The 26,107-nt window shown below is 38.0% G+C and carries 26 protein-coding genes, 1 pseudogene and 1 other annotated feature; of the genes and pseudogenes, 16 read left to right on the top strand and 11 right to left on the bottom strand.

Features of this window, described 5'->3' with window-relative positions; genetic code table 11:
- Positions 1–145: 145 nt before the first annotated feature.
- Positions 146–855, bottom strand: a pseudogene (locus FTU05_RS12325) (IS3 family transposase); the annotation flags it as partial.
- Positions 467–580: a sequence feature (AL1L pseudoknot), on the bottom strand. (Overlaps the previous pseudogene by 114 nt.)
- 102 nt (positions 856–957) lie before the next feature.
- On the opposite strand from FTU05_RS12325, the gene FTU05_RS12330 reads away from it, so the two are divergent.
- The 6 genes from FTU05_RS12330 to FTU05_RS12355 all read left to right on the top strand — a co-directional run bounded on the left by FTU05_RS12330 (position 958) and on the right by FTU05_RS12355 (position 6,886).
- Complete coding sequence (locus FTU05_RS12330; RefSeq protein ID WP_180165510.1) at positions 958–1,479, top strand: hypothetical protein; 522 nt, start codon at positions 958–960, stop codon at positions 1,477–1,479.
- 397 nt (positions 1,480–1,876) lie between these two features.
- The gene (locus tag FTU05_RS12335) at positions 1,877–2,134 is read left to right on the top strand and encodes a transposase family protein (RefSeq protein ID WP_108676007.1); all 258 of its coding nucleotides are present in this window, start codon (positions 1,877–1,879) and stop codon (positions 2,132–2,134) included.
- Positions 2,082–2,552, top strand: coding sequence for a transposase family protein (locus FTU05_RS12340; protein ID WP_180165512.1), 471 nt, complete (start codon positions 2,082–2,084; stop codon positions 2,550–2,552). Before FTU05_RS12335 ends, FTU05_RS12340 begins: the two co-directional genes overlap by 53 nt.
- Before the next feature lie 77 nt (positions 2,553–2,629).
- Entirely contained in the window at positions 2,630–3,046 is a 417-nt protein-coding gene (locus tag FTU05_RS12345; protein ID WP_180005517.1) for a DNA breaking-rejoining protein, read from the top strand.
- 462 nt (positions 3,047–3,508) lie between these two features.
- Positions 3,509–5,479 (top strand): choline BCCT transporter BetT, encoded by a 1,971-nt coding sequence (locus FTU05_RS12350; protein WP_180165514.1) that lies wholly within the window; start codon positions 3,509–3,511, stop codon positions 5,477–5,479.
- A gap of 246 nt (positions 5,480–5,725) precedes the next feature.
- On the top strand, positions 5,726–6,886 hold the full coding sequence (locus FTU05_RS12355) for an MFS transporter (protein WP_180165516.1): 1,161 nt from the start codon (positions 5,726–5,728) through the stop codon (positions 6,884–6,886).
- Positions 6,887–6,910: 24 nt separating this feature from the next.
- On the opposite strand, the gene FTU05_RS12360 is transcribed toward FTU05_RS12355, so the two are convergent.
- Positions 6,911–8,341, bottom strand: a complete 1,431-nt coding sequence (locus FTU05_RS12360) for a GGDEF domain-containing protein (RefSeq protein ID WP_180165518.1) — start codon at positions 8,339–8,341, stop codon at positions 6,911–6,913.
- Positions 8,342–8,592: 251 nt separating this feature from the next.
- On the opposite strand from FTU05_RS12360, the gene FTU05_RS12365 reads away from it, so the two are divergent.
- Positions 8,593–9,075 carry a hypothetical protein gene (locus FTU05_RS12365; protein WP_078190792.1) on the top strand — a complete coding sequence of 161 codons (483 nt, stop codon included), beginning with the start codon at positions 8,593–8,595 and terminating at the stop codon, positions 9,073–9,075.
- Positions 9,076–9,145: 70 nt separating this feature from the next.
- On the opposite strand, the gene accC is transcribed toward FTU05_RS12365, so the two are convergent.
- From accC to aroQ, 3 genes are read right to left on the bottom strand one after another with little or no spacing between them, the layout of a single operon-like run.
- Positions 9,146–10,507 carry an acetyl-CoA carboxylase biotin carboxylase subunit gene (accC, locus tag FTU05_RS12370; protein ID WP_180005521.1) on the bottom strand — a complete coding sequence of 454 codons (1,362 nt, stop codon included), beginning with the start codon at positions 10,505–10,507 and terminating at the stop codon, positions 9,146–9,148.
- Between the two features lie 17 nt (positions 10,508–10,524).
- Complete coding sequence (gene accB / locus FTU05_RS12375; protein ID WP_078190790.1) at positions 10,525–10,941, bottom strand: acetyl-CoA carboxylase biotin carboxyl carrier protein; 417 nt, start codon at positions 10,939–10,941, stop codon at positions 10,525–10,527.
- A gap of 15 nt (positions 10,942–10,956) precedes the next feature.
- On the bottom strand, positions 10,957–11,412 hold the full coding sequence (gene aroQ, locus FTU05_RS12380; RefSeq protein ID WP_078190789.1) for a type II 3-dehydroquinate dehydratase: 456 nt from the start codon (positions 11,410–11,412) through the stop codon (positions 10,957–10,959).
- A gap of 1,118 nt (positions 11,413–12,530) precedes the next feature.
- Here aroQ and FTU05_RS12385 point away from each other — a divergent pair.
- From FTU05_RS12385 to FTU05_RS12425, 9 genes are all read left to right on the top strand, one after another.
- The gene (locus FTU05_RS12385; RefSeq protein WP_078190788.1) at positions 12,531–12,899 is read left to right on the top strand and encodes a hypothetical protein; all 369 of its coding nucleotides are present in this window, start codon (positions 12,531–12,533) and stop codon (positions 12,897–12,899) included.
- Positions 12,900–12,902: 3 nt separating this feature from the next.
- Positions 12,903–13,295: a hypothetical protein gene (locus FTU05_RS12390; protein ID WP_180165520.1), complete on the top strand. Its 393-nt coding sequence runs from the start codon at positions 12,903–12,905 to the stop codon at positions 13,293–13,295.
- Positions 13,296–13,878: 583 nt separating this feature from the next.
- Positions 13,879–14,139, top strand: coding sequence for a hypothetical protein (locus tag FTU05_RS12395; RefSeq protein WP_180165522.1), 261 nt, complete (start codon positions 13,879–13,881; stop codon positions 14,137–14,139).
- 3 nt (positions 14,140–14,142) lie between these two features.
- Positions 14,143–14,898 carry a zeta toxin gene (locus FTU05_RS12400; RefSeq protein WP_257230120.1) on the top strand — a complete coding sequence of 252 codons (756 nt, stop codon included), beginning with the start codon at positions 14,143–14,145 and terminating at the stop codon, positions 14,896–14,898.
- Between the two features lie 43 nt (positions 14,899–14,941).
- Positions 14,942–15,187 (top strand): hypothetical protein, encoded by a 246-nt coding sequence (locus FTU05_RS12405; RefSeq protein ID WP_180165524.1) that lies wholly within the window; start codon positions 14,942–14,944, stop codon positions 15,185–15,187.
- A 243-nt stretch (positions 15,188–15,430) separates the two neighbouring features.
- On the top strand, positions 15,431–15,844 hold the full coding sequence (locus FTU05_RS12410; RefSeq protein ID WP_180165526.1) for a YeeE/YedE family protein: 414 nt from the start codon (positions 15,431–15,433) through the stop codon (positions 15,842–15,844).
- A 2-nt stretch (positions 15,845–15,846) separates the two neighbouring features.
- Positions 15,847–16,266 carry a DUF6691 family protein gene (locus tag FTU05_RS12415; protein WP_180041451.1) on the top strand — a complete coding sequence of 140 codons (420 nt, stop codon included), beginning with the start codon at positions 15,847–15,849 and terminating at the stop codon, positions 16,264–16,266.
- A complete protein-coding gene (locus FTU05_RS12420) occupies positions 16,266–17,150 on the top strand; it encodes an MBL fold metallo-hydrolase (protein WP_180050776.1) in 885 nt (294 codons plus the stop codon). Before FTU05_RS12415 ends, FTU05_RS12420 begins: the two co-directional genes overlap by 1 nt.
- Positions 17,151–17,325: 175 nt before the next feature.
- Positions 17,326–18,087 (top strand): alpha/beta fold hydrolase, encoded by a 762-nt coding sequence (locus FTU05_RS12425; RefSeq protein WP_180165528.1) that lies wholly within the window; start codon positions 17,326–17,328, stop codon positions 18,085–18,087.
- A 45-nt stretch (positions 18,088–18,132) separates the two neighbouring features.
- Here FTU05_RS12425 and FTU05_RS12430 read toward each other — a convergent pair whose 3' ends face one another.
- From FTU05_RS12430 to tssH, 6 genes are read right to left on the bottom strand one after another with little or no spacing between them, the layout of a single operon-like run.
- A complete protein-coding gene (locus tag FTU05_RS12430; RefSeq protein WP_180005377.1) occupies positions 18,133–19,089 on the bottom strand; it encodes a M15 family metallopeptidase in 957 nt (318 codons plus the stop codon).
- Positions 19,086–19,757, bottom strand: coding sequence for a hypothetical protein (locus tag FTU05_RS12435; protein WP_180165530.1), 672 nt, complete (start codon positions 19,755–19,757; stop codon positions 19,086–19,088). The genes FTU05_RS12430 and FTU05_RS12435 overlap by 4 nt, the downstream gene beginning before the upstream one ends.
- 12 nt (positions 19,758–19,769) lie before the next feature.
- Positions 19,770–20,573, bottom strand: coding sequence for a type IVB secretion system protein IcmH/DotU (icmH, locus tag FTU05_RS12440; RefSeq protein ID WP_111885479.1), 804 nt, complete (start codon positions 20,571–20,573; stop codon positions 19,770–19,772).
- Between the two features lie 9 nt (positions 20,574–20,582).
- Positions 20,583–21,947, bottom strand: a complete 1,365-nt coding sequence (gene tssK, locus FTU05_RS12445; RefSeq protein WP_078193368.1) for a type VI secretion system baseplate subunit TssK — start codon at positions 21,945–21,947, stop codon at positions 20,583–20,585.
- A gap of 5 nt (positions 21,948–21,952) precedes the next feature.
- Positions 21,953–23,083 (bottom strand): type VI secretion system protein TssA, encoded by a 1,131-nt coding sequence (gene tssA / locus FTU05_RS12450; protein WP_180114219.1) that lies wholly within the window; start codon positions 23,081–23,083, stop codon positions 21,953–21,955.
- Between the two features lie 19 nt (positions 23,084–23,102).
- Positions 23,103–25,775, bottom strand: a complete 2,673-nt coding sequence (gene tssH, locus FTU05_RS12455) for a type VI secretion system ATPase TssH (protein ID WP_180165533.1) — start codon at positions 25,773–25,775, stop codon at positions 23,103–23,105.
- Between the last annotated feature and the right edge of the window lie 332 nt (positions 25,776–26,107).

Consider the following 26,107-nt stretch of genomic DNA (forward strand, 5'->3'; position numbering starts at 1 on the left):
AGTTGTATGAGGGATAAGGGCAAATTGTAGGTTTTATCTCAGGTTCAAATTTAAGATTTTAGCAGCACTCCAAACTCTACAATTTGCGTATAGTGGTAGCTAATCACTATATCAATCAAGATACAAGAAGCACTGCTTCGCAAGGGTCAGGATAATCAGCAGTAAAATTACGTTTCACTAAATCATCCGCTCTTTTTTGATCATCTCGGCTACGGGTGGTGTATTTATTCTTCCCACGCCAAACACCCTGTATAGCTAGCTTCTTCATCAAGCGAACCACTGTACAGCGTGCAATAACATAACCTTCACGTTTCAGTTGTTGCCGAACTTTACGTACACCATATCGACCTGAACTTTCTTTCCAAATTCGTTTAATTTGTTCAGCATGATGCAAATCATGTAGATCTCGCTTTGCTCGATGTTCTGGGTTTTCAGCAATATCTAGCGTTCGATAATAGGTAGAAGCTGAGATTGGTAAAATCCTACAAATCGCCTCAATACCATATCGATCTTTATTGTTAAGGATAAAATCCACCATTATTTGTGTGGGCGGTCGAGCTCCGCCTGGGCGAAAAAAGCGGCTGCTTTACGTAGAATTTCATTGGCACGCTTTAATTCTTTAATTTCTCGTTCCATTTGCTTCATTTTTTCTTGATCAGATATCTGTTGTACTTTAATAGGATTTTGCTGATCTAAATGCTTTTGATGCCAGGCACGAAGTGTTTCAGGAGTACAACCAATCTTAGGCGCAATAGCTGTGATCGCAGCCCAAGTAGAAGGATAATCTTTTTCAGATTCAATCAATAATTGAACCGCTCTTTCTCTGATTTCAGGGGTATATTTTAATTTTGTCATCGGGGTAGTCTCTCAGAATATTGACTCTCCGACAAACCCGGTACGGTTCAAAGGAAATAAGAGTTACCGCTAATAAAAGCACCTTAAGGTGCTTTACCCCAATTGGGTGTTACGAATATTTTCTTAACGTGGCGCTCTCATTTAATAGCAATCTTCGCCCTCACACAAGTCGCTAAAGAATTCCGCAAATGGGTACTCGATGTACTGGAAAAAGAAGTTCTAAAACAGCAAATCGACACACGAGTAAAAATCAACGCAGAGCAGCAAGCAGAACTCAAAGAAATTATCGACCGACGTGCCCAAGGTGAAAGCAAACTACATGCAGAAATGTGGTCACGTCACAAAAAACACTTCCGCATCGCACGTTATAGCGATCTGTTGCCCATTCATTTCCACGACGCAGTAAATTACCTAGAAACTTTAGAAGTTAAGTCAAAAGGAAATATCTATATAGATGAAAAACAATTCCTAGAAATGCTCTGCGTACATGCACGAGTCTTTCAAGCGTGGTGGAACACACATAGCCCAGCATTACTCAATTCATTACTGATGAGCATGCTCAACGACAATATGTTCTCTATGAGCAGTGCCATATCAAACGTAAGTAAAAATGTGGATTCATAATGCCAAACTATGATTACGACCACATGTTTGAATTACAGACACTTTCACATGCAAGATACGGACTGCTCAAGTAAAAAATAAGCCACCTTCGTACGGTTTTTTTATATCAATGGATAACAAAAGGAAATGACAAAAGTGCTTTGTACATCTTACGATATAAATGAAAAATCATTAGATCTCTTTCATAAATCAAAAAACGATCTTCTTTTTGGTTAATATTTGCACTCCGGATTTCTTAGCATTCGTGCATAATCTGCGGATGAAATACATCGATTCAAACAAGCTTTCTGATCCTCAGTTCAAGCGATACACAGGCATCTCATGGTCAACTTTCTATTTGATGGTTGAGCAATAGAAGAAACATGTCCCTGCCAAAGGCAGACCGCCCAAGTTAAGCCTGGAAGACCAGGTTCTGCTCTGTCTAAGCTATTGGCGGGAATACCGAACCTTATTTCACGTTGCGACGAGCTACGGGGTTTCAGAGCCCACAGCCTCAAGAATTGTCCGTCATGTTGAAGACTGCCTGATTCGGTCCAATCTCTTTAATTTACCCAAAGATTTACCCGAGGGCGAAGGCATCGATTGGAATGTTGTGATCGTGGATGCCACAGAAATTCCAATCCAAAGGCCTAAAAAAACAGAAGAAAAGCTATAGCGGCAAGAAAAAGACCCACACTTTCAAAGTACAGGCCATCATTCATTATCAAACTCAAAAAATCCTGAGTTTATGTACGAGTCGTGGTGCCGTACATGATTTCGAACTCTTCAAACGTAACTTGAATCAGATTCCTGCAGGTGCATTTATCCTTGCGGATAAGGGTTATCAGGGAATTTATACAGTGTATCCGAATAGCTTGTTGCCATTAAAAGCAAAGAAGCACTGTAAACTGGATTCCGAACTAAAAATCTATAATCAGGAAATCAATAAAAGAAGAATTGGAATTGAGCATGTATTTGGCAGTTTGAAAACCTTCAAAATTCTTGCTGAGCGATATCGCAATCGAGGCAAAAGACTAGCATTGAGATTCAATCTAATTGCTGGAATTTATAACTTGGAGCTGAGTGAAAAATGACTTATGAAAGAAATCTATTGATGAAATTTAGAATTTCACATGATTAAAAATGATCAATTTAAAAATGGCACATAGTGATGAAAAAATTAACTTTGTTAGGTTCAATAACTTTGGCTTTGTCTGCGGCGGTTTCGCCAAGTGTATCTGCTGCACCAGTAAAACCCATTCAGTTTGCAAAAGGTGCTATTGGTACTACAGTTGCAGGATCATTTAAAGGCTACGATGACATTCAGTATAGTTTGAATGCTAAGGCTGGACAAACTTTAAGCTATAAGCTGACAAGCAATCATGATTTAGCCCAAATTAATATATATGCTCCTGGTGATAAACCAGGAAAAACAGAAGCTTTAGTGATTGGATCTACAACAGGAGTATCTGGAAAATTCAAGCTGCCAGAATCAGGCAATTATTTGATTCAGATCTACCAAATGCGGAATACGGCACGGAATAATAGAACGGTTAATTATAAATTGCATGTTGAAGCAGTTCGCTAAACTTACTTTATCTGGATCTGGATAACTTAGAAAGTAACCGAAGAAAAACCAACCAGATGAAATTATATAAGTGATAAAAAATGTTCAAAAAACCACCAAAAAGTGGTTTTTTGAGTTTTGTATTAATTGGAAAATTATAAGAAATTAAGAAAAATGATATTGATAAATATAATGAATTTAGAATGAAGACATTAAATTGATCGTTTTCTTAATTTAATAAATTGCTTAATATTTAATTTAGTATCTAAAAATATGATAACATGTGCACATTCTAAACAGTGGCTTAGATTGAGTCAGCCTTTAATTTTCAATTTATGCACATGAATATTTTTAATATTTATCGTATAGGGCGAAATTACAATCGCCAGCACTCATCTTTACAAGCCTGTTTCTTTCGCAAGTAGCGGATATCTCTTTGATCAATTTAGATCTGTCTTACAAATAAAACGGAATAGGGAAGGTATGTCTTCATTGAAACCGTCATGGTATTCCAATGTGAATCCAAATGTGTTTATTAGCACAGTTGTCATTATCGGCATTTTTATTGCCATTGTATTTTTAGCTCCCAATGCTTTTGATTTAATAACTAAACAACTGAATCAATGGGTTACAAACTCATTCAGTTGGTTCTATGTACTATCTGTAGCCATTTTTCTCTTAGTGCTTATTTATATTGCCTGTTCAAATATGGGTAAAATTAAACTTGGTTTAGACCATAGCCAGCCAAAATATAGTAATAGCTCCTGGTTCGCTATGCTATTTACTGCTGGTATGGGTATTGGCTTAATGTTCTTCGGTGTCGCGGAGCCAGTGATGCACTATGTATCACCTCCAACCGGTGAACCAGAAACTATCCAATCAGCTCAGCAAGCTATGCGTGTAACATTCTTCCATTGGGGACTTCATGCTTGGGCAATCTACACCATCGTTGGCTTGGCGTTAGCTTACTTTGCTTATAGACACAATCTACCTCTAAAAATTCGCTCTGCGTTATATCCTCTCATTGGAAAAAAAATCTATGGTCCAATTGGTGATGGTGTAGATACCTTTGCAACGATCGGTACTGTATTTGGTGTCGCAACGACTTTAGGTTTTGGTGTAACCCAAATTAACTCCGGCCTGAATTATCTATTCGGGATTGAATATTCAACGACGACGCAACTAATTCTAATCGTCATTGTTACAGCTATGGCCTCTTTGTCCGTATTTATGGGCTTAGACAAGGGTATTAAACGATTATCAGAGATCAATTTAGGCTTAGCATTAACCCTCTTATTATTTGTATTTTTTGCTAGTTCTACGATATTCATATTACAAGCGACTATACAAAATGCTGGCCAGTATTTTTCAAACTTATTCAACATGACCTTTAATTTATATGCCTATCAATCTGATGGTTGGATTGGTGGTTGGACAATTATGTACTGGGCATGGTGGATTTCATGGTCGCCATTCGTAGGTATGTTTATTGCGCGTGTGTCTGAAGGACGTACTATTCGTGAGTTTATTGTAGGTGTTTTACTTATTCCAACAGGCTTCACGCTGATCTGGATGGGAGTCATGGGGAATGCTGCACTCTATAGTATTTTAAACGAAGCGAACACCTCGCTGATTTCTGCAGTGCAACGAGATTCATCCGTTGCGTTATTTGAATATTTAGGGACCTTGCCATTCTCAGGCGTGATGAGTTTTGTGGCGACCATTCTGGTCATGTTGTTTTTTGTGACTTCGGCAGACTCTGGGGCTTTAGTTACAGACTATCTAACTGCAAAATCTGAAAACTCTCCAACTTGGCAGCGATTGTTTTGGACAACGTTAATGGCTGTACTTGCGATTGTTTTGTTGTTTGCAGGAGGTTTAGGAGCTTTGCAATCTGCAACAATGTTGAGTGCATTACCATTCACCTTCGTAATGCTTTTAATTTGCTGGGGCTTAGTCAAGGCTCTACATTTAGATGCAACCAAGATGCAAGCATTACAGGATGCGCGTATTACACCTAAAGCAATTCATAATCCAAGAAGTTGGCAGCAACGTTTAGGATTGATTATGCATTATCCGCATACACGTGAAGAAGTTGAACAATATATTGATACAACGGTAAGCCAGGCATTTTCAAATCTACAGAAAGAGTTTAAGCGTCGTCATTTAGATGTGACGGTAAACACGATAGATGATGGCTTGCAGCTTCGTGTAAACCATCAAGATGAGATTAACTTTATCTACCAAGTAGTTGTCCAAGAAAAAAATACACCAAGCTTTATGATTGATTCAGGAGAAATTACGCAAGATTATCAAGCTGAAGTATTTTTGAGGGAAGGTGGTCAAAATTATGACATCATCGAATGGACGCAAGAAGATATCTTGCAAGATGTCATTGATCAATATGAGCGTCATCTGCATTTTTTAAATTTAGTTCGAACCAAGAACCAATAGATAAAAAACCGCCCAAATGGGCGGTTTTTATTAACATATGAAAGTTTTATAAGTAAAAATAACATATTGTTTAATAAATAGAATAATGAGGAAATTTGATATTTTGATAAAATTATACAAATTTTGAAATAATTTAATTAAAATAAATTTGTATACTCGCCATATCCTAACCAAGCCTTTTAGATGCAAAAGTATACAACTCTGAAAAGTTTATAACCTATTGTAAATACAAAGGAATACAGCTTGATGCTTAACATTCCAATCCATTCCAAACTCGGTGGATTCTACTTTTTCTATTATTCAATAGTGGGTACATTCATGCCGTATTGGAGTTTGTATCTAGAGGATCAAGGGTTTAATTATCAAGAAATAGGTATTTTATCTTCGATTGCAATTGTCACACGTTTTTTTGCACCGTTTATTTGGGGTTGGATTGCAGATAAATCCGGCAAGCGCATGCTTTTAGTTCGAATAGCAACATGGATGGAAGCCTATATTTGGTTTCTGATTTTTATAATTCCCAATAGTTTTCAGTCTGTTGCATTACTCATGCTGGTTTTTAGTTTCTTTCAAAATGCCATATTGGCTCAATTTGAAGGAGTAACTTTATTTTGGCTCGCTGAGCGTCGTGCAGAACTTTATGGAAAAGTCAGAAAATGGGGATCAGTTGGTTTCATTGTTGGGGTATTTGGAATAGGGGCTTTGCTAGAAATAATACCTGTTTCCATGCTTCCTATCATGTTGTTATGCATTGCATTTCTCGCATTTATTTGGTCATTTACGATTAAAGAGCCCGCTACTGCACCATCTTCACAGAAAAAACTTGAACCACTTTGGCCTATCTTAAAACGGCCTATTGTAGCGAGTTTTTTTATCATTGAATTTTTTCTGCTCTTTTCGCATGCACCGTTTTATAGTTTTTATAGCAATTACCTTAAGCAGGCTGATTTTTCGACGAGCCAAATCGGTTTTTTATGGTCTGTCGGAGTCATTGCAGAAATCATTATGTTTGCCTATGCCAATGTCTTTTTTAATCGATATTCTTGGCGTAACTTAGTGCTCATTTGTTTGGGGCTAACAGGGATGCGATGGTTGATTGTAGGCTTATATCCGGCGGTGTTTATCACTCAATTTGCTGCGCAAACGATTCATGCCTTCAGTTTTGGATTATTCCACTTAATCGCGATGCGAATCATTTTTCAAAATTTTACCGCAAGTCAACAAGGGCGAGGTCAAGCGCTATACAGTACCATGTGGGGCTTAGGTGTTGCGAGTGGCAGTATTTTAGCAGGTCGATATTGGGACATGCTTTCGGGACCCGTTATTTTTATGATCGCAGGACTGGCGGTTCTACCTGCCATGTTTTTGGTCGTGGGCTTGCCTAAAACGATTCAAAAGCCAGCTTGAAGCAATTCAGTATATTGATAAGTCTCAATGGACTAAAATCACCTGATTACGGCCGAGCTCTTTGGCTTGATATAAGGCCTGATCGGCTTGATTAATCATACTTTGCAAACTTGGAGCATTGGGCAAAGACTGATGAATCAGACCAATACTCACCGTAATATAAATCGTATTTTGTTCATCAATGAAAATAGGTGTGGTTTCAACGACTTTTCGGATACGTTCAGCGATACCTTGGGCTTCAGGTGCTGCAATGTTGGTAAGTAATATACTAAACTCTTCACCACCTATACGTGCAAATAAATCTGTTTCACGCAAATTCTTACGTACAATACCAGAAAATTCCTGTAAAACTTGGTCACCGACATAATGCCCATATTGATCATTCAATTGTTTAAAATGATCAATATCTATCATGATAATGGAAAAGTTAAGCTGAATTTGGTTTTGTAGGTAAAGCTCACCTTGCTCGAAAAAATATCGACGATTCATCGCATGCGTTAAACTATCATGATTTGCAAGGTATAAAACTTCTTTATACAGTTCGTGCCGATTGCGGCTAATAATACAAAGAATTAATGGAGCGATTATCAGCATGGCAAGGCCAATGCGTACAGAAATGGCTGTAGACAAGTAGGTGAGTGATGAATCATGTAAATAGAAGGCATTTAAATTGTAATAGGTCGCTAAAATGACTACGGCATTAATCAGAGATAGGGTAAATAATCGATAGGTTAAAGCTGCCCAAATCAGAGCCGCTAAAGGGTAGAGAATTGCGCCCGGACCAGTAGTCACTGTCGTTAAAAATACGCAGAAGATAACCGCAATAGCTGGAAATATCTTGTTGATTTGAAAGCTTTGATTGCGTCGGTCTTTGCAATACAGTTTAAGATCGGCCAGTTTAGGAAATGACAGAATAAGCGGTAAAACAATGAGAGCATTTAATATTTCGGTAATCCACCACATACTAAAATCAATCGATAAACGATTGGTCGACATAAAGGTATTGGGTAAATAAGGCACAGTGAAAATTGCAAAAAGAGCACCTGCAAGGCATCCACCGCAGGCGATGATGGCAATCATGGTCAGAAAGGTGAAACCTTTATTGTAGTTTTGATAGTTCACCTGAAAATATCGCATAAAAAATAGCGATACCATGCTGTTGATTAAATTTGAAAAAGTAAGGAATAGAGTGAGTTGGAAATAATTACCCGTCACTAAATCTGCGAGCATATAACCGGTAAATGCACCTAACCATCCCCCCAGATTACTCAGTTTGGGAAACCTTAAGAATATTGCTAACAATACTGCATTCGCAGGCCAAAAAATCGCTAAATAGCTTAATGGGCGGCTGAAAATACCGACTAAGCAGCAGCAAAAAATAACTGCAGCGACTATGACAAAAGCCATGCTGTGGCGTGTATTAAGCGGAGCAAGACTATTCGAATGCAGTTTCATTAGCTTATGTAAGCCTAAGTTAAATATGGGAGAATTCGTTTTTTTCGTATATTAAACGATAAAAAAGATTTTATATTATTTTATTGTAAATAGTGTGATTTGTTTGGCATTTAGCTGATTTGTAGTTTCGTTAACCGAGATTGATTTTTTGGATAAATAGGAAAAATGATTGTTATGAAAATGTGATAAACCGCGGATTTGTAAAAAAATGTGTTACTTTAAGAGCATGATTTATATGACTGATTAAATGTATGAAAATAGCATATCTTACAGTTTTACTCATGTTGAGTTCATCGTTGGTGATGGCGGCAGATAATAAGAATACAACTCAAAATTCAGAGGCTAAAAATCAAGTTGAAGCGGTGAATAGCTTTAGGGTGACAACACGTTCTGAATTGGTCGGCTTATGGGGTATGGAAATTCCGACCAATAAAAAGTGCGTTGAATATTATAATTTTAAGAGCAATAATGATGTTGTGATCAAAAGCGGTGAAGAGTGGTCATCTGGGGTATATGACTATCAACCTGCGCAAGATCCGAATGTGCAAATTCCAGCACTGATTTTACAAGTGAAATATGACAATAATCAGATGGATTGTTCGGGCAATATTCAAGATCAAACCGGCGAAATTTCACAGTACTTTGTAAAGTGGAAAAGTCCATCGGTTATTAATTTCTGTGCCAATGATCAGGCTCAGCAGTGTTTTGCGACATTGCGTCGAGTTTTGCCTTAAGCATGACTATAGATCTTTCTTATGAAAATAAAAAACCACTCATTTGAGTGGTTTTTTTGACGCTGAAGTTTTATTTCTCTTCATGTCCTTCGACTTTCTTTAATAGATGCTTTTCAAGATAGTGAATATCCATTGCTTGTTCGCAGAAATTTTTATCTTGAAGAATCAAATCTTTATGTAGCGGAATATTGGTTTTCACGCCAGTTAAGATAATCTCTTCTAGAGCTTGTTTCATGCGCGCAATAGAGGTTTCACGATCTTTACCATGCGCAATGAGTTTTGCAATCATTGAATCATAGTAGGGTGGGATGCTATATCCTTGATAGATATGAGAATCTAGTCGGATACCTGCGCCACCCGGTGCATAGAAATGATCGATTTTGCCCGGTGAAGGCATAAATGTAGATGGATCTTCCGCATTAATACGACATTCAATCGCATGACCTTTAAGTTGAATATCTTCTTGTTGAAGATCCAAACCTAAACCGGCAGCAATGCGTAATTGTTGCTCGATAATATCTACGCCAGTCACTTGCTCAGTAACAGGATGTTCTACTTGTACACGAGTATTCATTTCAATAAAGAAGAATTCACCTTCTTCAAATAAGAACTCGAATGTACCCGCACCACGGTATTGCATTAATTTACAAGCATTTACACATGCTTCAAGAATATGCGCACGTGCTTCTTCAGGTAAACCCGGTGCAGGTGCTTCTTCAAGCACTTTTTGATGGCGACGTTGCAATGAACAGTCACGATCATAAAGGTGAATCGCATGGCCATTACCATCTGCAAGAACTTGCACTTCGACATGGCGTGGCTTTTGAAGGAAACGTTCCATATAAACGGTGTCATCACCAAACCACATTTCCGCATCACGCTGAGCAGCTTGTACAGATTCCAGGAGTGTGTCTACACGTTCAACGATACGCATACCACGACCACCACCACCAGAAGCTGCTTTTACGATCAATGGGAAGCCAATTTCTTTGGCTTCTGCCAAAGCATTGTGAATCGTTACAGCATGGTCACAACCCGGAACAGTCGGTACGCCGGCTTTTTTCATCGCAATAATGGCAGAAACTTTGTTCCCCATTAAGCGAATGTGTTCAGGACGCGGACCGATAAAGATAAAACCTGAGTTTTCTACAATTTCAGCAAACTCAGCATTTTCAGATAAGAAACCATAACCTGGATGGATGGCATCTGCACCGGTGATTTCAGCCGCTGTAATAATGGCAGGGATATTAAGATAACTTTCGCTGCTGGCACCTGGTCCAATACACACTGCTTCGTCACAGAAGCGTAAATGCATTAGGTCTTTGTCGGCATCGGAATAAATCCCTACGGTTTTAATTCCTAAAGTTTTGCAAGCGCGGGTGATGCGGAGCGCAATCTCACCACGGTTTGCAATTAAAACTTTTTGCAACATTGTGATTCCCCGTGGTCTTAAGCGCGATAGCGGAATAATGGTTGACCGAATTGGATCACTTCGCCATTTTTAACCAAAATTTCTTCAATCACACCGCTTTGTGTTGCTTCAATTGGGTTCATGATTTTCATTGCTTCGATGATACCGAGTGTTTCACCAGCAGATACAGTTTGACCAACTTTAACAAATGGTGCTTCACCTGGATTTGGCGCAGCATAGAACACACCAACCATAGGAGACGGCTCAACAGCACCACGTGGTGAACGAGGTGCAGCAGGCGCAGCAGCAGGAGCAGCCATAGCAGGCGCAGCGGCAGCAACAACTGGATTGCGACGAGTTAGAGCGATAGATTGATCGCCTTCTTTAACTTCAATCGCCTGTAAGTCAGATTCAATCATCAAATCGATGAGTTTCTTGATTTTACGGATATCCATGAACAGTATTCCTAATTAAGATTGAGAAGTTGGTTGAATTTTTTCGATGGCGAAGTCTAGTGCTGCGGCATAACCTTTTGCACCTAAACCACAAATAACGCCAACGGCTTTATCAGATAGATAGGAGTGATGTCTAAATGCTTCGCGAGCGTGGACATTTGATAGATGTACTTCGATAAACGGAATGGCTACACCAAGAAGGGCATCACGCACAGCAACCGAAGTATGTGTTAGGGCTGCTGGGTTAATAATGATGAATTGAACGCCTTCTTGTTGTGCTTGATGAATTCGGTCGACGACAGCGCCTTCCCAATTACTTTGGAAAGTGTCGAGAGAAATGGAAGCGTTTTGAGCCTGTGAAATCAGTTTTTGGTTGATATCTTCGAGTGTTAGATAGCCATAAACTTCGGGTTCACGTTTTCCCAGTAAGTTGAGATTCGGTCCATGAATGACCAAAATGGTCGAGCTCATTCAGCCTGCTCCAATAAAAAGTTGCAAATTTACTTTGCAAGATACCTGCAAAGTTTGCTCATTATGGCATAAAATTCCACATTTTTTTTATAATTTCTTTGAATTGACGTGAAAAGCATGTGCCGAGAATGGGCTATATAATGCGAACTTTGCAGAGAATTGGCAATGTTAAAAGATTACATTTTTTATCATTATATTGTAGGGCATCATTTTAAACCCAATTGGCTAAAACTGTTGATATCTTTTGTGTAAACTTGCTTTATCGTGGTGCGTACGTTTAGCAATAACCAGTACAAATGATCTGAAAGGTGAGATGGCCTGTACATTTGTCTTATAGATCGTCAGTTGAACTGCCTACGCATGCATAGTCGTAAAGATGGTATTTATACAGCGACTTAAAAAATTCTAAGGTTTAACTTATTTCACGCGTAAAGGAATCTAAATTGTTCTCAGTTTTCAATCGAGTTATTTGAAAGAATAAATCAGGTTTGTGTGCTAAGTATATAAAAATTAAAAGATAGTTACTTTTTCTATGGTTTATAAAGCATATTTCTAGGCCAATAAAAGGTTTTCATAAATGATAGGGCTCACGCTAGATATTTTGTTTGCCTCAGTGAATTGAATATTCTGTGGGAGCATTTCCTTATAAGTAGGCAGCTTTAGATAAGCTGAGCATCTATTGCCTAGCTACGTCATACTTTATAGTCCTATATATAAGCGTATTAACCATCCTGTGTATTTTCTAGTCAGTGTTTTGAATGTATGAAGCGTGCAAGGCATTGACGATTTCTTTCATAAATCATGTAAGTTTGGAAAATCGGGCATTTGTCTAAATTTGTACAGGTATTGGCAAAAGTTAAATCTGTGGTGATAAAGAAGTTTGCTGTTTGCATGCTGATTCTATTTTTTATTCGTCTATTTCTATGTTTTAGCGGTATATGTGTTGAATAAGTTTCCTTTCTTCTTGTTTATACTTTTAGGTGGAATCTACCGCATTGAGTCTTTTCTATAAATGAATTGATAAAACAAGGCTCGAATGCTTTCGCACGGAAAAAATTTATCTATATAAGTGTAATTCACGGTAGAATGCCCGAAACCTATATGGCCTGAGAACAAACATGGCAAAACATACGCAAAATTCATCACCTTTGGCAGAACTGATTGCAGAACAAAAACTTTTATGTGAAGAAGTGGGTTCTGCATATGTAGAAGTGCAGGGCGATGATGTAATTGCTGTGGCTGTCCATACCTTAAATAAAGATCCAATAGTTGGTATTCGTAAGCCTGCAGAAGGTGATGAAAATGTCAGTTGGTATATTTATGGCGGCGAGCTTGAAGGCGCAGATAATTTTGAAACAATGACTGTGCGTAAACTGCAAGATGTTGTGCCTGAAGTGCTACCGTATTTAGCTTTGGATGTAGGCTATCGTTTTATGATCGATGCTGATGATTATGAAGATGTCTGGAAAGAAGGTGATGAGGCTTAATTTATGCATTCTCCATTGATGTATAAACTTTATGTCCTTATTTTCTCTGTGTTTACTGCTTCTGTAGCATATGCAAATGTGAATGAAGCGGTTACTCCACAACTGACCCAAGCTGAATATAATGCTCAGATACAAGCATATACTGAGCAAATTAATTCAACCAAAGCCATTTTAGATGACCCTGTATCTACAGCAACGGGTCAGCAGCAAACTCAAGCTTTTTGTTTAAGATTGAATGCATATCGGCAGATTTTAGAAATATCTCAGCAAAACTCAGCTCTTGAAATGGCCAATCTAATGCAAGTGGCTTCACAACATTATTTACTACAACAGCAACAGAGTATGCAGTCATTTGGCTTAAACGAAAGTGCATTTTGTTCGAGTCCTACAAAATAATTTAGGTTTAAATTTCTCTTCTAAAACTTTTGGGCTCTAGTCTAACTTTCTTTCATTTTGTTCTATTTTTCATAATTCGAAATGGTCTAATATTTCAAAATTATTACAGCATTATTCACTATAGGTGCAGTTTCTAATAATCTTAGAAGTTGAAAATGTAGATTGTCAGAAAATGATATGAAATATGCTTAAAATGATAAGTCCATCACATTATTATGATCAAGTTAGAACGATTTATATGCAACAAACATCCCTGGTCCTGTTGCATAGATCAGTACTAATACATCAACTTGTTGATGTCGTTCTCTTTTGGCCACTGAATAAGTGGCTTTTTTTTGTGAAAAATTAAATGCTTAATTGGGTGATAAATCCAATGTAGGTAACTTTTACATAATTCTTGATTTACTATCCACACACATTGACTCATATACGACATTCTTTTCGAGCAATACAATTAAATGATTTAAGCACTTTGAATTATTATCAATTTCTTCTCAGGATGACTGATGGATAAATAGACAAATATTGCGAGTATGATAAGATGATTGGACACATTATTTTTGATGTTTGAGGAGTTGTTTCCATGACAGCTTATACTTCAGTAATGAAAGCAAGCAAATATGAGGACGATATGATCCCGAGCCTTGCTATACATGCATTTCGCCATGCTTTTGAACAAGCAAGTGCGTCATCCACTGTGGTTTATGTAAAAGGTCTACAACTGGTTCAACGTCTGCAAAATGGTCAAGAAGTACAATTAAAAGATGTATCAGCCGACTTTGTACAAGTGGATGATCTACCTAAAATTTTAAAACGTAAAAAGAAAACAGAGGAATTTGTTTAATACATGCCTCCACAACCTCGCATTAGAATGTTCGCGGGTCCAAATGGTTCAGGTAAAAGCACAGTTAAAGAATATTTATTGCCCCATCATATTGGGGCATATTTAAATGCGGATGAACTCGAAGCTCAACTGAAACATTCACACCGGCTCAATTTGTTGGATTACCATCCCGCTTTAAAATCAGAAGAATTAATTGACTTTCTCGATACGAAAAAACGTCCCGCGAATGGAGAATTTATTCCGCTATTAGCACGAAAACCTCAGATATTAGATCCGTGGAAAATAGAATTTCATCCAGATCAGATTGATTCATACCTTTGTGCAAGAATTATCGATTACATCCGTTTGCAGTTTCTAGAACTAAAAATTAGTTTTACCTTTGAAACGGTGATGTCCCATATTTCCAAGGTGGAATTTCTACGCGAAGCAAAAAGAAAAGGCTTTAAAACCTATCTATATTATGTTTCCACTATTGATCCTGTTATCAATATTTCACGTGTTCAGTACCGAGTAAAAACAGGTGGGCATGGTGTGCCAGAACAAAAAATTCGCGAACGTTATTATCGAAGTATGGATCTGTTAATGCAGGCGGTAGAAGCAACGGACCGAAGTTATTTATTTGATAACTCTGCCGATGGACAGCATGCTTCTTTCATTGCGGAAATTGAACAAGCTGAAATTTTAAAGATGAATTCAGGTATTCAGCGTTTACCGTGGTGGTTTGTGGATAAGGTGCTTAAAGAGTTTGAGCCAAATTAATATCAACTGAACGTAATATAAAACAAAATAACAGGATAACCCTATGCAAAATAACGACTATAAATTACAACAACATGCAAACTCATCTCCATTAGATCAAACTCATCTTGATCAAGCCATTGAGCAGCAAGCTGAACAAGAACAGCAAAAAAATAGCACATCATCTGATCCGTTGTCTTCTGTAGATTTGACTGACTTAGCTGAAATTGGTTCGAACATTATAGAATTGGGTTCAGATGCTTTCACGTGGGTGAGCGATGCACTCAGTGATATCAGTATTGATCTATAAACTATCTATTATTTCAATTAACTTCATAATAAACAGCCTTTATTGAAAAATCTCCGAGGATATATTTCGTGATTTTTCAAGTTTATAAATTAATTCTAAATAAATTAATTAAACACTCTTGAAACGTTAAATTTTTCAATCAGGAAAAGGCAAGTCAGAACGAATATTTAGACTGTAGCGCTTGCATCTTTTTCAAAATAACATATTATAAAAACATATAATGTTTTTTTAAGACTGATGAATATGCATCCCTTTCTAACCGCTTTTCTCGGTGGGACCTTATTGGGCCTGGCCGCAGTTGGCTACCTATACGTACATGGTCGAATCGCAGGTATCAGTGGTTTAATTGCGCAAACGTTGAATATCCAAACGATTTTAAAAACACCTGCGATCTGGTTTTTAGCAGGACTTTTTATTGTGCCTTTTATCTACGGGCAATTGACCTCTGTGACAATTGAACTGGATGCAAGTCCATGGATGATGATCATTGCCGGTGTATTGGTTGGATTCGGAACGCGATTAGGTTCAGGTTGTACAAGCGGTCATGGCATTTGCGGTATTAGTCGTCTTTCTAAGCGTTCATTCGTTGCAACTGCTAGTTTTATGTTGGCTGGGATTATCACAGTTTATGTAATGAGACATGTAATCGGAGCTTAATGATGAAAAATATATTGGCTTTTATTTTTGGTGGAATTTTCTCATTAGGTTTAATGATTTCGGGCATGTCTAATCCAGAAAAGGTCTTAAGTTTCCTTGATATAACAGGGCAGTGGGATGCGAGTTTAGCTTTTGTGATGGTGGGAGCCATTGCAGTTGCATTTATTCCATTTCAAATGGCCGTTCGTCAATCAAAACCGACAACCTTTGATGGGACGGCGATTGAATTACCGAGTAATAATCAAATTGATGCAAAACTCGTCATGGGGAGTGTTATCTTTGGAATAGGTTGGGGCATTGCTGGGATTTGTCCTGCGCCAGCCTTTACTTTGATCGGGCTTGGTTATTATCAAGCGATCTATTTCGTTGTAGCGATGTTTGCGGGCGTCTATATACATCGTAAATTTTCGGGAGCAAATTAATGTCAAATCGTGCACAGGTACAACATTTTTTTGATGAAAATACCAATACATTCAGTTATGTGGTAGCCGATCCGCAAACAAACCGATGTGCGATTATAGACAGTGTATTGGATTATGATGCTGCTTCTGCAACTACTCAAACGAAGCATGCAGATTTGATTATTCATTATATTCAAGAAAATAGCCTAAGCGTAGAATGGATTTTAGAAACGCATGTGCACGCAGATCACTTAACCGCATCTCAATATTTAAAACAGGTTCTTGGTGGTAAAATTGCGATGAGCCATAACATCAAGATTGTGCAGGAAACATTCAGCGCCATTTATAATTTTGATGTGAAATATTTTAATTCACATCAGTCTTTTGATTATTTATTTGCAGATCATGAGGCATTTAAAATCGGTGAGTTAAAGGCCTATAACATTCCAACGCCTGGACATACACCTGCTTGTCTGAGCTATGTGGTTGGTGATGATGCTGTGTTTGTCGGTGATACCTTATTTATGCCTGATTATGGCACAGCACGCTGTGATTTTCCCAAGGGCAGTGCAGCAGTATTATTCGATTCAGTACAAAAGATTTATCAGTTAGCACCTGAAATGCGTTTGTTTTTATGCCATGACTATTTACCAGAAAATCGGTCAGAATACTGCTGTGAAAGCAGTGTACATGCGCAAAAACAGCAGAATATTCATATCCACGTTGGTACGAAAAAAGAAGATTTTGTCACAATGCGAACTCAGCGTGATGCAAATTTGGCTATGCCAAAACTGATTTTACCTGCAATACAAATCAATATGGATGCAGGTAAATTTCCAAAACCAGAAGGGAATGGTATTCGCTATTTAAAAATTCCTTTTAATCACTTTAAATCTGCAAATTAAAGACAAAAATCCTTTAGGTTGAATGTAGCTCGCTATTTCATTTTATTAAATAGCCTAAGCAAATTAAATAGTTGTTACATAAAATAGCCTAAGTGTGATTAATAAATTTTAACGGTCATTTGATTTCATTCCATCAACTAGGCATCATAATGCCAATTTAACATAGTATTCAGAAATGATCCTAAATTACGAATATCATCAAAAATTAGAAGGCGAAACGCATCCACTAGTCTTTATTCACGGTTTATTTGGCAGCCTGAGCAACTTAGGGATGCTTGCCAGAGCTTTTCAAAATTCACATTCAGTGATTCAGCTCGATTTACGAAATCATGGTAAATCACCTCAAAGTACAGAAATGAATTATCGTGAAATGGCAAACGATGTACTTGAGACATTAGATGTAATTGGCATCGATAAGTTTTCAGTGATTGGCCATTCCATGGGAGGAAAGGTCGCAATGCAATTGGCTTTAATCTCAGAGCGGGTAGTGCAACTTGTTGTACTGGATATCGCGCCCTTTGCATATCAAGAACGTCATCATGATGAAATATTTAAAGCTTTGATCGCTGTACAAAATGCACAAATTCAATCTAGACAACAAGCGGTTGAAATTATGCGTGAGTATATTCATTTCGATATGGTGATACAGTTTCTGCTCAAGTCTTTTAGCAAAGGACAATGGTTGTTTAATGTAGATGCGTTGTATAAACAATATGACCAGATTATTGGTTGGGAAAATATTGAAAATACTTGGCAACAGCCTGTATTGTTCATCAAAGGTGGAGAGTCACCTTATATTTCAAAAGTGGAACATACCAATACGATAGAACAACAATTTCCAAATGCGAAAATTGTAGAGATAGAAGGCGCAGGCCATTGGTTACATGCAGAAAAAACAACTGAAGCAATAGAGCAAATACAAAATTATCTAGAATAATACAATGTGCCTTCAATTATATTTTGAAGGCACAACATCGAAATATTACTCAATTGAAATATTATTGGCTTGAAGCTGACCTTCAGAGGTGAGTAGTGCCGCCATCTCTGCAGTTTTTTTCAGGCCTGGCATACGATATTCTGTATGGCCATAATCTTGAATGGATTTCCAGCGTCCGCCCCATGTTAAACCGACAGACTCAGCGGCTTGACCGTAAAGTTGATAACCACGCATAGCCCAAGGGTCTCGTTCAGTAATGACCACTTTTCCATTGCGTTTAAAGGCGACATCGGCTGCTAAACCAAACTGATGATAACTTTGGAAGCCACGGGCACGAGTGGTATTTTTATTGGTGGCTAAATTATTTTGACGTTCTGGACTACGATAACCTTCAAGCAAAATCATTTCATAGCCATGTTGTTCACGCATGATTTTGAACACCATCAATAAACGCTGCTTATAACGAGGGTTCATTTTATGCCATTTACGATCTGCTGAAGGCACATCCGTAGAGTATGAATGCGTATGGATATCTTGAACTTCTGGATTAAAGCTTGAGGCCATAACAGATGGCTGCTCAATCATTGCAGCTTCTTCTGCAATTGCTTCTTGAACAAGATATTCTTCGACTTCAGGAGGTGCATCTAAAACTTGCCCATCGAGCATCGAGTAAATTTGAGGATCGACTTTGCGTAAATAATCTGCTTCTACTTTACTTGCAGTAATCGGGCGAGTAAAAGCAAATAATAAAATACTGGCAAACAGTAAAAAGCCTGCAAATAAAATCCACCATTGTTGTAAATGCCAGTGTGATTGAATCTGTTGTGGTGCTGCAGCATAGTTCAGTTCATAAGCAAAATTTTTGGCGTGTTGAATTCTTTTTTTACTTTGTGGAATGATTTGAAAGAAAAAATCTTGAACTTTAATTCTTAGCTCATAAGAAAAGCAAAGCACTGTCACCAGTGCTAAGACAAAGAAACAACTAACCAAAAAAATGATCATGGAGAAACTGTAGCGCTCACAGTCGCATTGGCAGTGCTTGTTGCAGCAACCACTTTTGGACGTTTGGTTTCAGAAATTTGCGTTCCGCCCATCGGTTCTTCGAAGTGCTCATCTTCTTTCACTACTTTCGTAGATGGATCTGTAGGCTTGGTCACCTTGGCCGTTGTTGGCGAAGCTTTTGGTTTCGCTATAGTATTTGGAATATGTGATTTAACGGTTGTTGTAGCAGCTACAACAGGGCGCTGCGGTTGGGTAATTTCAAAAGGTGAACGGTTATTCGCCACAGCTTGAACAGGCTGAGTTGCCTTAGCCGTGTTACCATGATTGAAAGCAGTAGCTAAATCATTCGAATATAAGTCATTATCCGGATCTTTTTCTTCAGTTGCATGAACGGTTTGCTGCGCTTTTTCAGCTGAAGCTTGCTCATTTTCGTTTTGACGAGGTACAGCGGATGCCTCAGTTTCAGCTTTATCTTCAGTTGGGGAAGAAGTAGTCATTTCTGCATTTGTAGGCTGATCGTCAGAATTTAGATAAAAATATCCCAGGCCAACAACAATAATCACCGCTGCACCAACAAGAAAGCCGATAGCAGCATGAGCTAAAGGCGGTAAATTATTTTTTTGAGTCGACTGTAAAATTCTAACGTTATTCGATTTTTCGTTTGCCATGGTGTCTAAGTCTTATGGTAAATGAATGGTGATATAAGCCTGTTCCGATGGGGCAGTTATGACGTTTTGATATTGTGATAACGCCTGATTATTTTGGCTAGATAACATATATCTCAGTCCACCAAATGCTAATACAGCAAACAAAGCCCAAAAGATAATGATCCAAAAAAATGGTAATTCACGGTGAATAATGTTTTTAATTTGATCCGGTAATGCCGCGAAAGGCGAAAACGCCTTTTTACCTTTCATATAATCAATTTCATCGCCGACACGTGCAACGAGTGAATTGAGCATTTCAATCGATTCAAGGCGGTATTTACCATGAAAACCAAGGAGCATGCAGTAATGATAAACTTCAAGTGCAGCTAATCGATCTTTATTTTTAGAACGAATTTGCTCTAAATTTTCAAAAAAACGATAACCAGCTAGCTGAGAACCAAAAAGACTTAATTGCAGTGGATTCATCATCCAATTGTTTTGTAAATCAAAAAAGCGAGCATCTTGTTGGGTGACAATGGTTTCATCCAGTAAAGCGCAATAAGCATATTTTGCGTCCGTGATATCTTCATTGCTGAATTGAAGCTTACGAGCTTGGCTTTCAAATCGGTTTAATAGATCCATAATTTTTGTCCTGAAGCTTTCAGGGCTTGATGGAACATATTGATTTTTGAGTAAGAAAACAATGTAAAAACCATCATGCAGTAGATCAACTAAATTAGTTGAACTGTTGATTTTCGGTTCAGCACTTGGTTTTGAAGAGCCTAATCCAATTTGACCGTCGTCAAAAAGTGAAGGGGCATTATTTGAAATATTCATGATTGCTCCTTAACCATTCATCACTGCAATAAGTTCAATCGAGATATCTTGGAAACCAGCTGGTATGTAAACGCAGATCGATTCAGAATCAAGCATACGCTGATACAAATCATTATTTGGCTCAACTTCAAAATAACTCACACCTGAACGAACTGGAATTGCTGTTGGCACTTGCATCATATGTTGCAATGGAACAGCAGGTAATGCCGCCATGACTCGCTGTTCAACATCGACAGTATTGCCGACTTTAAAGCGCAGCGGTACATAAGAAATAATGTCATGTGTAGGCATCACGCTACTTGAAACAGCTAAATACAGGCGAGAATCACGAGTAATTTTGTCACTTTCAAGACTGCCGACCCAGTAAGATTGACGGGTTTCTTTCAAGTTAATACTGATATATCGATTTGAAATAATCGTATCGAGCAACTCACGTAAAATCACATCTAATTGAGCAAAACTTTCTTGCAAATTATGATGTTGATACTGCGGAAGCTGATCTACTTCGTAAGCTGTCGAGAAGGTGAGCAAGGAACCTGTCAGACGCAATAATTCAAAATACAAACGTTCAGGATGAATCAGTGGATATTGCAATAAATGGTTCAGGGTCGCATGCGCAGTATTTAGCGCATTAACCAACCAAAATGACACGATATCACCTGAACGGAATTCAATTAACTTTTGTTCGTTTTCACGATTATTCGATTGAATGGTTTTAATTTTAGCTTTGATAATATTGAGCGTTCGTTTAAGCCCAGTAATCAGCGAATCACACGAACTAATATGTAATATTGGTGGGATAAATTGATAATCTAAAACAAAATTACCAGAGCTTTGGCGCTTGATGCGGCCTATTGGCATATAAAGAAAACCATCAAGATTGTGCTGTGGTTCTTGGCCTAATTCAAAGATTTTGAACTCTGCACGGCGGCGTAATAAGGTAATTTCAGCAGCCGTTGCATCTGTAAACAAATCATGAGTTTCAGTCAAATGTGAATGATAGCGACTCGATTGGGTATTTTCTTCAAAATTGACGTTTCGTTTATTCGGTTGAACGATCGGTAATGCTAAATAAATTTGCATTTCACCGCGTAAATTTAATGAATCAAGTAGTACAGGCTCAGGTAATAAGTCTTGTGCAGGTGCTTGATAAATCTCGCCATCTTGCCAAATCATTTCAACTTTATTCAAAGCTAATGTGTTGGTACTGAGTTGCGATTCATCAAAAATTAAACTTTGAATACCATAAGCGAACGGTATCGTTGCGCGAACCGTATGGTTTAAACGCTGTTCATGATAAGCATCTTGTAATTGAAAGTGTTGTGGGCGTAAAAATAATCCTTCACCCCATAAAATTTTTTCTGCTTTAAACATTGTTTTTACCAGTCGCTATTCGATTCATTACTTTGTTGCTGAACACCTAACATTTCTTGTACAGCTTCAAGAGGGTTTTCATCCTTAATCACATGAGTTAACCATTCATGCAGTGGCATTTGTGACCATTTAATGGTTTTTTGCAGCATATAACTGACAGGGCTATGCGGCTCATTCACTTGGAAATAGTCCGCAATATCTTGCAAGACTTTCATGGCTTGTTCACGGTTTTCAAGATGATTTTGCACTTGAGGTTTAAATTGCTGTGTATGCTGTTGTTGTATTATTTGCATATCATTCTGCACGGAAGTTACAGTGGAAAGTGTTTGGCTTTCAATTGGAGAATTTGATTGAACCTGTTCAGCGCTCGATGAATTGATAAAAGCATCTGCTTTATAGATTTTTTTCAAGCTCAAGTGAATCATATCGATTTGAGAGTCAATGCCAGCAAAGCTTGGCGCATCTAAACCCATCAAATCATCAAGAGTCGTTTTTAAGTTTTCCCAATGGTTTAAAATATCTAAAAACTGTTGGTAATACTGGTATTGAATTGATTTTGACGTATTGAACAAGGCATGTTCAAACTGTTCCATACCATTAAAAGACTCTTCTAGATCATCATCTTCATGGTTGGATTTACGTCTTTGGTTTTGAACATGAAGTAGTCGATCATAGTCGGATAGGGAATAAGCTGCCGCGCCATGAACGATTGAAACTGATTTAATTAATGTTGGGATTTGATTAATTATCCCTTGTAATAAACCTAGACGTTGATCAAGGTCATCATCTTCAATTTCAGGATGAAGCTGCAGCCAAAAGTCTTGCAAACTTTTTTGTGTAAGTTCAATCCCTTTGGCAATCCCTTCAAAACCATGAATGTGAGTCCACGCTTCAAGCAACCAACCATATAAGCGAATATCTTTAGTTTGTTCGCGAAGTAGATCTGACGATTTTTGGTGCACAAAGCCCCAATCTGCTTGTTTCGGTTCTGCGATCCAGTCGCCTTGATCCAAGAGTGGGTCATCTTGTGTTTTAGCTTTTTTAATTGCATGAAAATCATTGGAAAATGAAAAATCACTACCGCAAGGTAAATCATCCGTAATCGGTTGCAATAAAGCGTCGAGCTCTAAACTCATATTCTACATCGTTCCTAGCTTATGCTTCTAAGGTTTTAGTCTTTTTGCTGCTGCGTTTTTTCGCAGGTTTACTTTTAGGATCTAAAACATAAATAATTTCATCGTCTTTGACATCGATTTCAATGACTGATGGAATCTTTTGCTCGCTCATTGCCATGAGTAATTCAGTGGCTAAAGCAGGCAAGACCGTCGCATTTAAAATGTTATCGACATTACGCGCACCACTATCGACCTCAGTACAGCGACTTAATAATAATTCGACTAAATCATCGGTATAACGTGTTTGCGTACCATATTGTTTTTCAATACGCGCGGTGATTTTGCCTAATTTATGCTGAATAATGCGTACGAGCAGATCATCGTGCAATGGGAAATACGGCACGATACGCATACGACCTAAAAATGCCGGCTTAAATTGTTTATATAAAGCTGGTTTTAATACATCTAAAAGTTCTTCTGCTGACGGCCATTCTTCTACTGGCTGATTTAAACAGGCCTGCATAATGGCGCTTGAGCCTGCATTTGAAGTCAATAAGATCGTAGTATTTTTAAAATCAATGACACGACCTTCGCCATCTTCCAGAGTCCCTTTATCGAATACTTGGTAGAATAGCTCTTGAACATCGCTGTGTGCTTTTTCAATCTCATCGAGTAAAACCACACTATATGGGTTACGGCGAACTGCTTCGGTTAATACGCCGCCTTGGCCATAACCGACATAGCCCGGAGGAGCGCCTTTTAAAGACGAGACGGTATGTGCTTCTTGATACTCAGACATGTTAATGGTGATTAAATGTGACTCACCACCATATAACTCGTTTGCTAACGCAAGTGCAGTTTCGGTTTTACCCACACCACTTGGGCCAACCAGCATGAAAACGCCTTGAGGTTTATTTGGATCTTCCAATTTTGCCTTAGAGGTTTTAATACCTTGTACCAGTTGATGCAGTGCATAATCTTGACCCATCACACGTTGTTCTAACTGTGCTTCAAGCTTCAAAATTTGCTGAATTTCATCATTAACCATTTTCCCAACAGGGATACCGGTCCAGTCTGAAATGATTTCATTAATAATTTGTGCATTCACACGCTCAAAAACAAGCGGCGTTTGACCTTGTAAAGTTGCCAGTTGGTTACGAATATTGCTTAAAGTTTCAATATTTTCTGGTTTTTGCTCGGACTCTTGTTCAAGCGTTTTAATCTGTTGAACGAATTCGAGTTCTTTTTTCCACTGCGTTTCTGTCGACTGAATTTCTTGTTCAAGCGCGGATATTTGTGTTTTTACACTTTCAATGCGTTCGTGGTGAATAGGAATATTCTTATGTTCATTTTCAAGAATCGCCAATTCAAGCTTCAAATTATGTAATTGAGCATGAAGTTGATCCAATTTTACAGGTTGTGCATTTTGCGTTAACGCAACACGCGCAGAAGCCGTATCTAAGACACTAATCGCTTTATCAGGCAATTGACGGCCAGTGATATAACGGTGTGATGCATGGACTGCAGTAACGATAGCTTCATCGTCAATTTGTAAATTGAAATGTTTTGCCATCACGGGAATCATGGCACGCAGCATATCGATTGCGACTTCTTCAGTCGGTTCTTCAACCTGAATTAATTGGAAGCGTCGGCTTAATGCGGCATCTTTTTCAAAATACTGCTTATATTCAGCCCATGTGGTTGCGGCAATGGTTCTTAACTCACCACGTGCAAGCGCCGGTTTTAACAGGTTTGCTGCATCATTTTGACCTGCTTGACCACCCGCACCAATCAACGTGTGTGCTTCATCAATAAATAAAATGATTGGATGTGCAGAGGCTTGAACTTCATGAATAACTTGTTTTAAGCGATTTTCGAATTCACCTTTAACACTGGCGCCCGCTTGTAGTAAGCCCATATCTAAAGTATGAATGCTGACGTTTTTTAAAGCATCTGGAACTTGGTTGGTTGCGATTTTTAATGCCAGACCTTCAACAACGGCCGTTTTACCAACACCAGGCTCACCCGTTAAAATCGGATTGTTTTGACGACGACGCATCAAAATATCGAGCATTAAGCGGATTTCAAACTCACGACCAATCACAGGATCAATGCCACCATTTTTAGCTTTTTCAGTAAGATTAATGGTGTATTGGTCTAGAGCATGTGTTTTAACTGGCGTAGTTGCATTCGTTTGTGCTGCTGATTTTTCATCAAGTGTTGCAGTTGCTAAATCTTCATTTTCAATGCTTTTTAGGCAAAGATCTAAAAATTTATGTTTAATCGTATCGATAGGTAATAAATCGAAAAGAGAAGAAGCTCTTGCTGCAATTTGGTATAAATCTGGCGCGGTAAGGAGCGCAACAAGTAAATGACCACTACGAATTTGTGGATCTTGTTCAGCAGATGCTAATAACCAAGCTTGTTCAAGTAAGCGCACAATGGATTGGGCAAAAATAGGAGTGCGCGTATTTCCTTTTGGAAGTTGAGCAATACTTTCTTTGAGGTCATCTGCCAAACCATCTGCAGAAACTTTGTATTTTTCTAAGAGTATTTGAAGGTCATTTTTATTGTTATAGGTTAATAATTCGAGTAAAAAATGTTCAATTTCGATTTCATAATTTTGCTGTGAAATACATGTATTGGCTGACTTTTCGAGTGAAATGCGGGCGTGAGGTGAAAGTTTAGTAATTAAAACTTTTAAATTATTCATAAATAACTCATCAAATTTAGAATTCACAGTACGAAATTTTACAAGTTTGACTGTGATCTCTTTTTTCTTGCTATAAAAATAAAAACTTTAAAATCAACACCTTATATATTATTAGTGTCTTGCTTTAGGCGATATAATACAGACTAAATAAAAAAAGGAAAAAGATTTTTTTATAAAATGAAACAAAAAAAAACAAATAGTCGACAAACTTTGAAGTATTTGGCATATTTTTGTATTGACTCTATGTGCTTATTTTTTGTTAAATCTGCAGCATATTTTTAATTTTGATAAATGAAGAGAAAACCCACGGGAAAATAAGTGGTGATTTCTCC

The organism is Acinetobacter sp. YH12049 (genome assembly GCF_013419875.1).
Taxonomy (GTDB): Bacteria; Pseudomonadota; Gammaproteobacteria; order Pseudomonadales; family Moraxellaceae; genus Acinetobacter; species Acinetobacter amyesii.

Bases quoted from the DNA above. Each gene is read 5' to 3' on its own strand.
- FTU05_RS12365 (WP_078190792.1), top strand. From the start codon at position 8,593: ATGAAAATAGCATATCTTACAGTTTTACTCATGTTGAGTTCATCGTTG.
- FTU05_RS12340 (WP_180165512.1), top strand. From the start codon at position 2,082: ATGCCACAGAAATTCCAATCCAAAGGCCTAAAAAAACAGAAGAAAAGC.
- FTU05_RS12420 (WP_180050776.1), top strand. From the start codon at position 16,266: ATGTCAAATCGTGCACAGGTACAACATTTTTTTGATGAAAATACCAAT.
- tssA (WP_180114219.1), bottom strand. From the start codon at position 23,083: ATGAGTTTAGAGCTCGACGCTTTATTGCAACCGATTACGGATGATTTA.
- FTU05_RS12385 (WP_078190788.1), top strand. From the start codon at position 12,531: ATGGCAAAACATACGCAAAATTCATCACCTTTGGCAGAACTGATTGCA.
- FTU05_RS12390 (WP_180165520.1), top strand. From the start codon at position 12,903: ATGCATTCTCCATTGATGTATAAACTTTATGTCCTTATTTTCTCTGTG.
- icmH (WP_111885479.1), bottom strand. From the start codon at position 20,573: ATGAATATTTCAAATAATGCCCCTTCACTTTTTGACGACGGTCAAATT.
- FTU05_RS12410 (WP_180165526.1), top strand. From the start codon at position 15,431: ATGCATCCCTTTCTAACCGCTTTTCTCGGTGGGACCTTATTGGGCCTG.
- FTU05_RS12350 (WP_180165514.1), top strand. From the start codon at position 3,509: ATGTCTTCATTGAAACCGTCATGGTATTCCAATGTGAATCCAAATGTG.
- FTU05_RS12405 (WP_180165524.1), top strand. From the start codon at position 14,942: ATGCAAAATAACGACTATAAATTACAACAACATGCAAACTCATCTCCA.
- FTU05_RS12345 (WP_180005517.1), top strand. From the start codon at position 2,630: ATGAAAAAATTAACTTTGTTAGGTTCAATAACTTTGGCTTTGTCTGCG.
- FTU05_RS12430 (WP_180005377.1), bottom strand. From the start codon at position 19,089: ATGATCATTTTTTTGGTTAGTTGTTTCTTTGTCTTAGCACTGGTGACA.
- tssK (WP_078193368.1), bottom strand. From the start codon at position 21,947: ATGTTTAAAGCAGAAAAAATTTTATGGGGTGAAGGATTATTTTTACGC.
- FTU05_RS12355 (WP_180165516.1), top strand. From the start codon at position 5,726: ATGCTTAACATTCCAATCCATTCCAAACTCGGTGGATTCTACTTTTTC.
- FTU05_RS12425 (WP_180165528.1), top strand. From the start codon at position 17,326: ATGATCCTAAATTACGAATATCATCAAAAATTAGAAGGCGAAACGCAT.
- FTU05_RS12415 (WP_180041451.1), top strand. From the start codon at position 15,847: ATGAAAAATATATTGGCTTTTATTTTTGGTGGAATTTTCTCATTAGGT.
- accB (WP_078190790.1), bottom strand. From the start codon at position 10,941: ATGGATATCCGTAAAATCAAGAAACTCATCGATTTGATGATTGAATCT.
- FTU05_RS12395 (WP_180165522.1), top strand. From the start codon at position 13,879: ATGACAGCTTATACTTCAGTAATGAAAGCAAGCAAATATGAGGACGAT.
- aroQ (WP_078190789.1), bottom strand. From the start codon at position 11,412: ATGAGCTCGACCATTTTGGTCATTCATGGACCGAATCTCAACTTACTG.
- FTU05_RS12435 (WP_180165530.1), bottom strand. From the start codon at position 19,757: ATGGCAAACGAAAAATCGAATAACGTTAGAATTTTACAGTCGACTCAA.
- accC (WP_180005521.1), bottom strand. From the start codon at position 10,507: ATGTTGCAAAAAGTTTTAATTGCAAACCGTGGTGAGATTGCGCTCCGC.
- tssH (WP_180165533.1), bottom strand. From the start codon at position 25,775: ATGAATAATTTAAAAGTTTTAATTACTAAACTTTCACCTCACGCCCGC.
- FTU05_RS12400 (WP_257230120.1), top strand. From the start codon at position 14,143: ATGCCTCCACAACCTCGCATTAGAATGTTCGCGGGTCCAAATGGTTCA.
- FTU05_RS12360 (WP_180165518.1), bottom strand. From the start codon at position 8,341: ATGAAACTGCATTCGAATAGTCTTGCTCCGCTTAATACACGCCACAGC.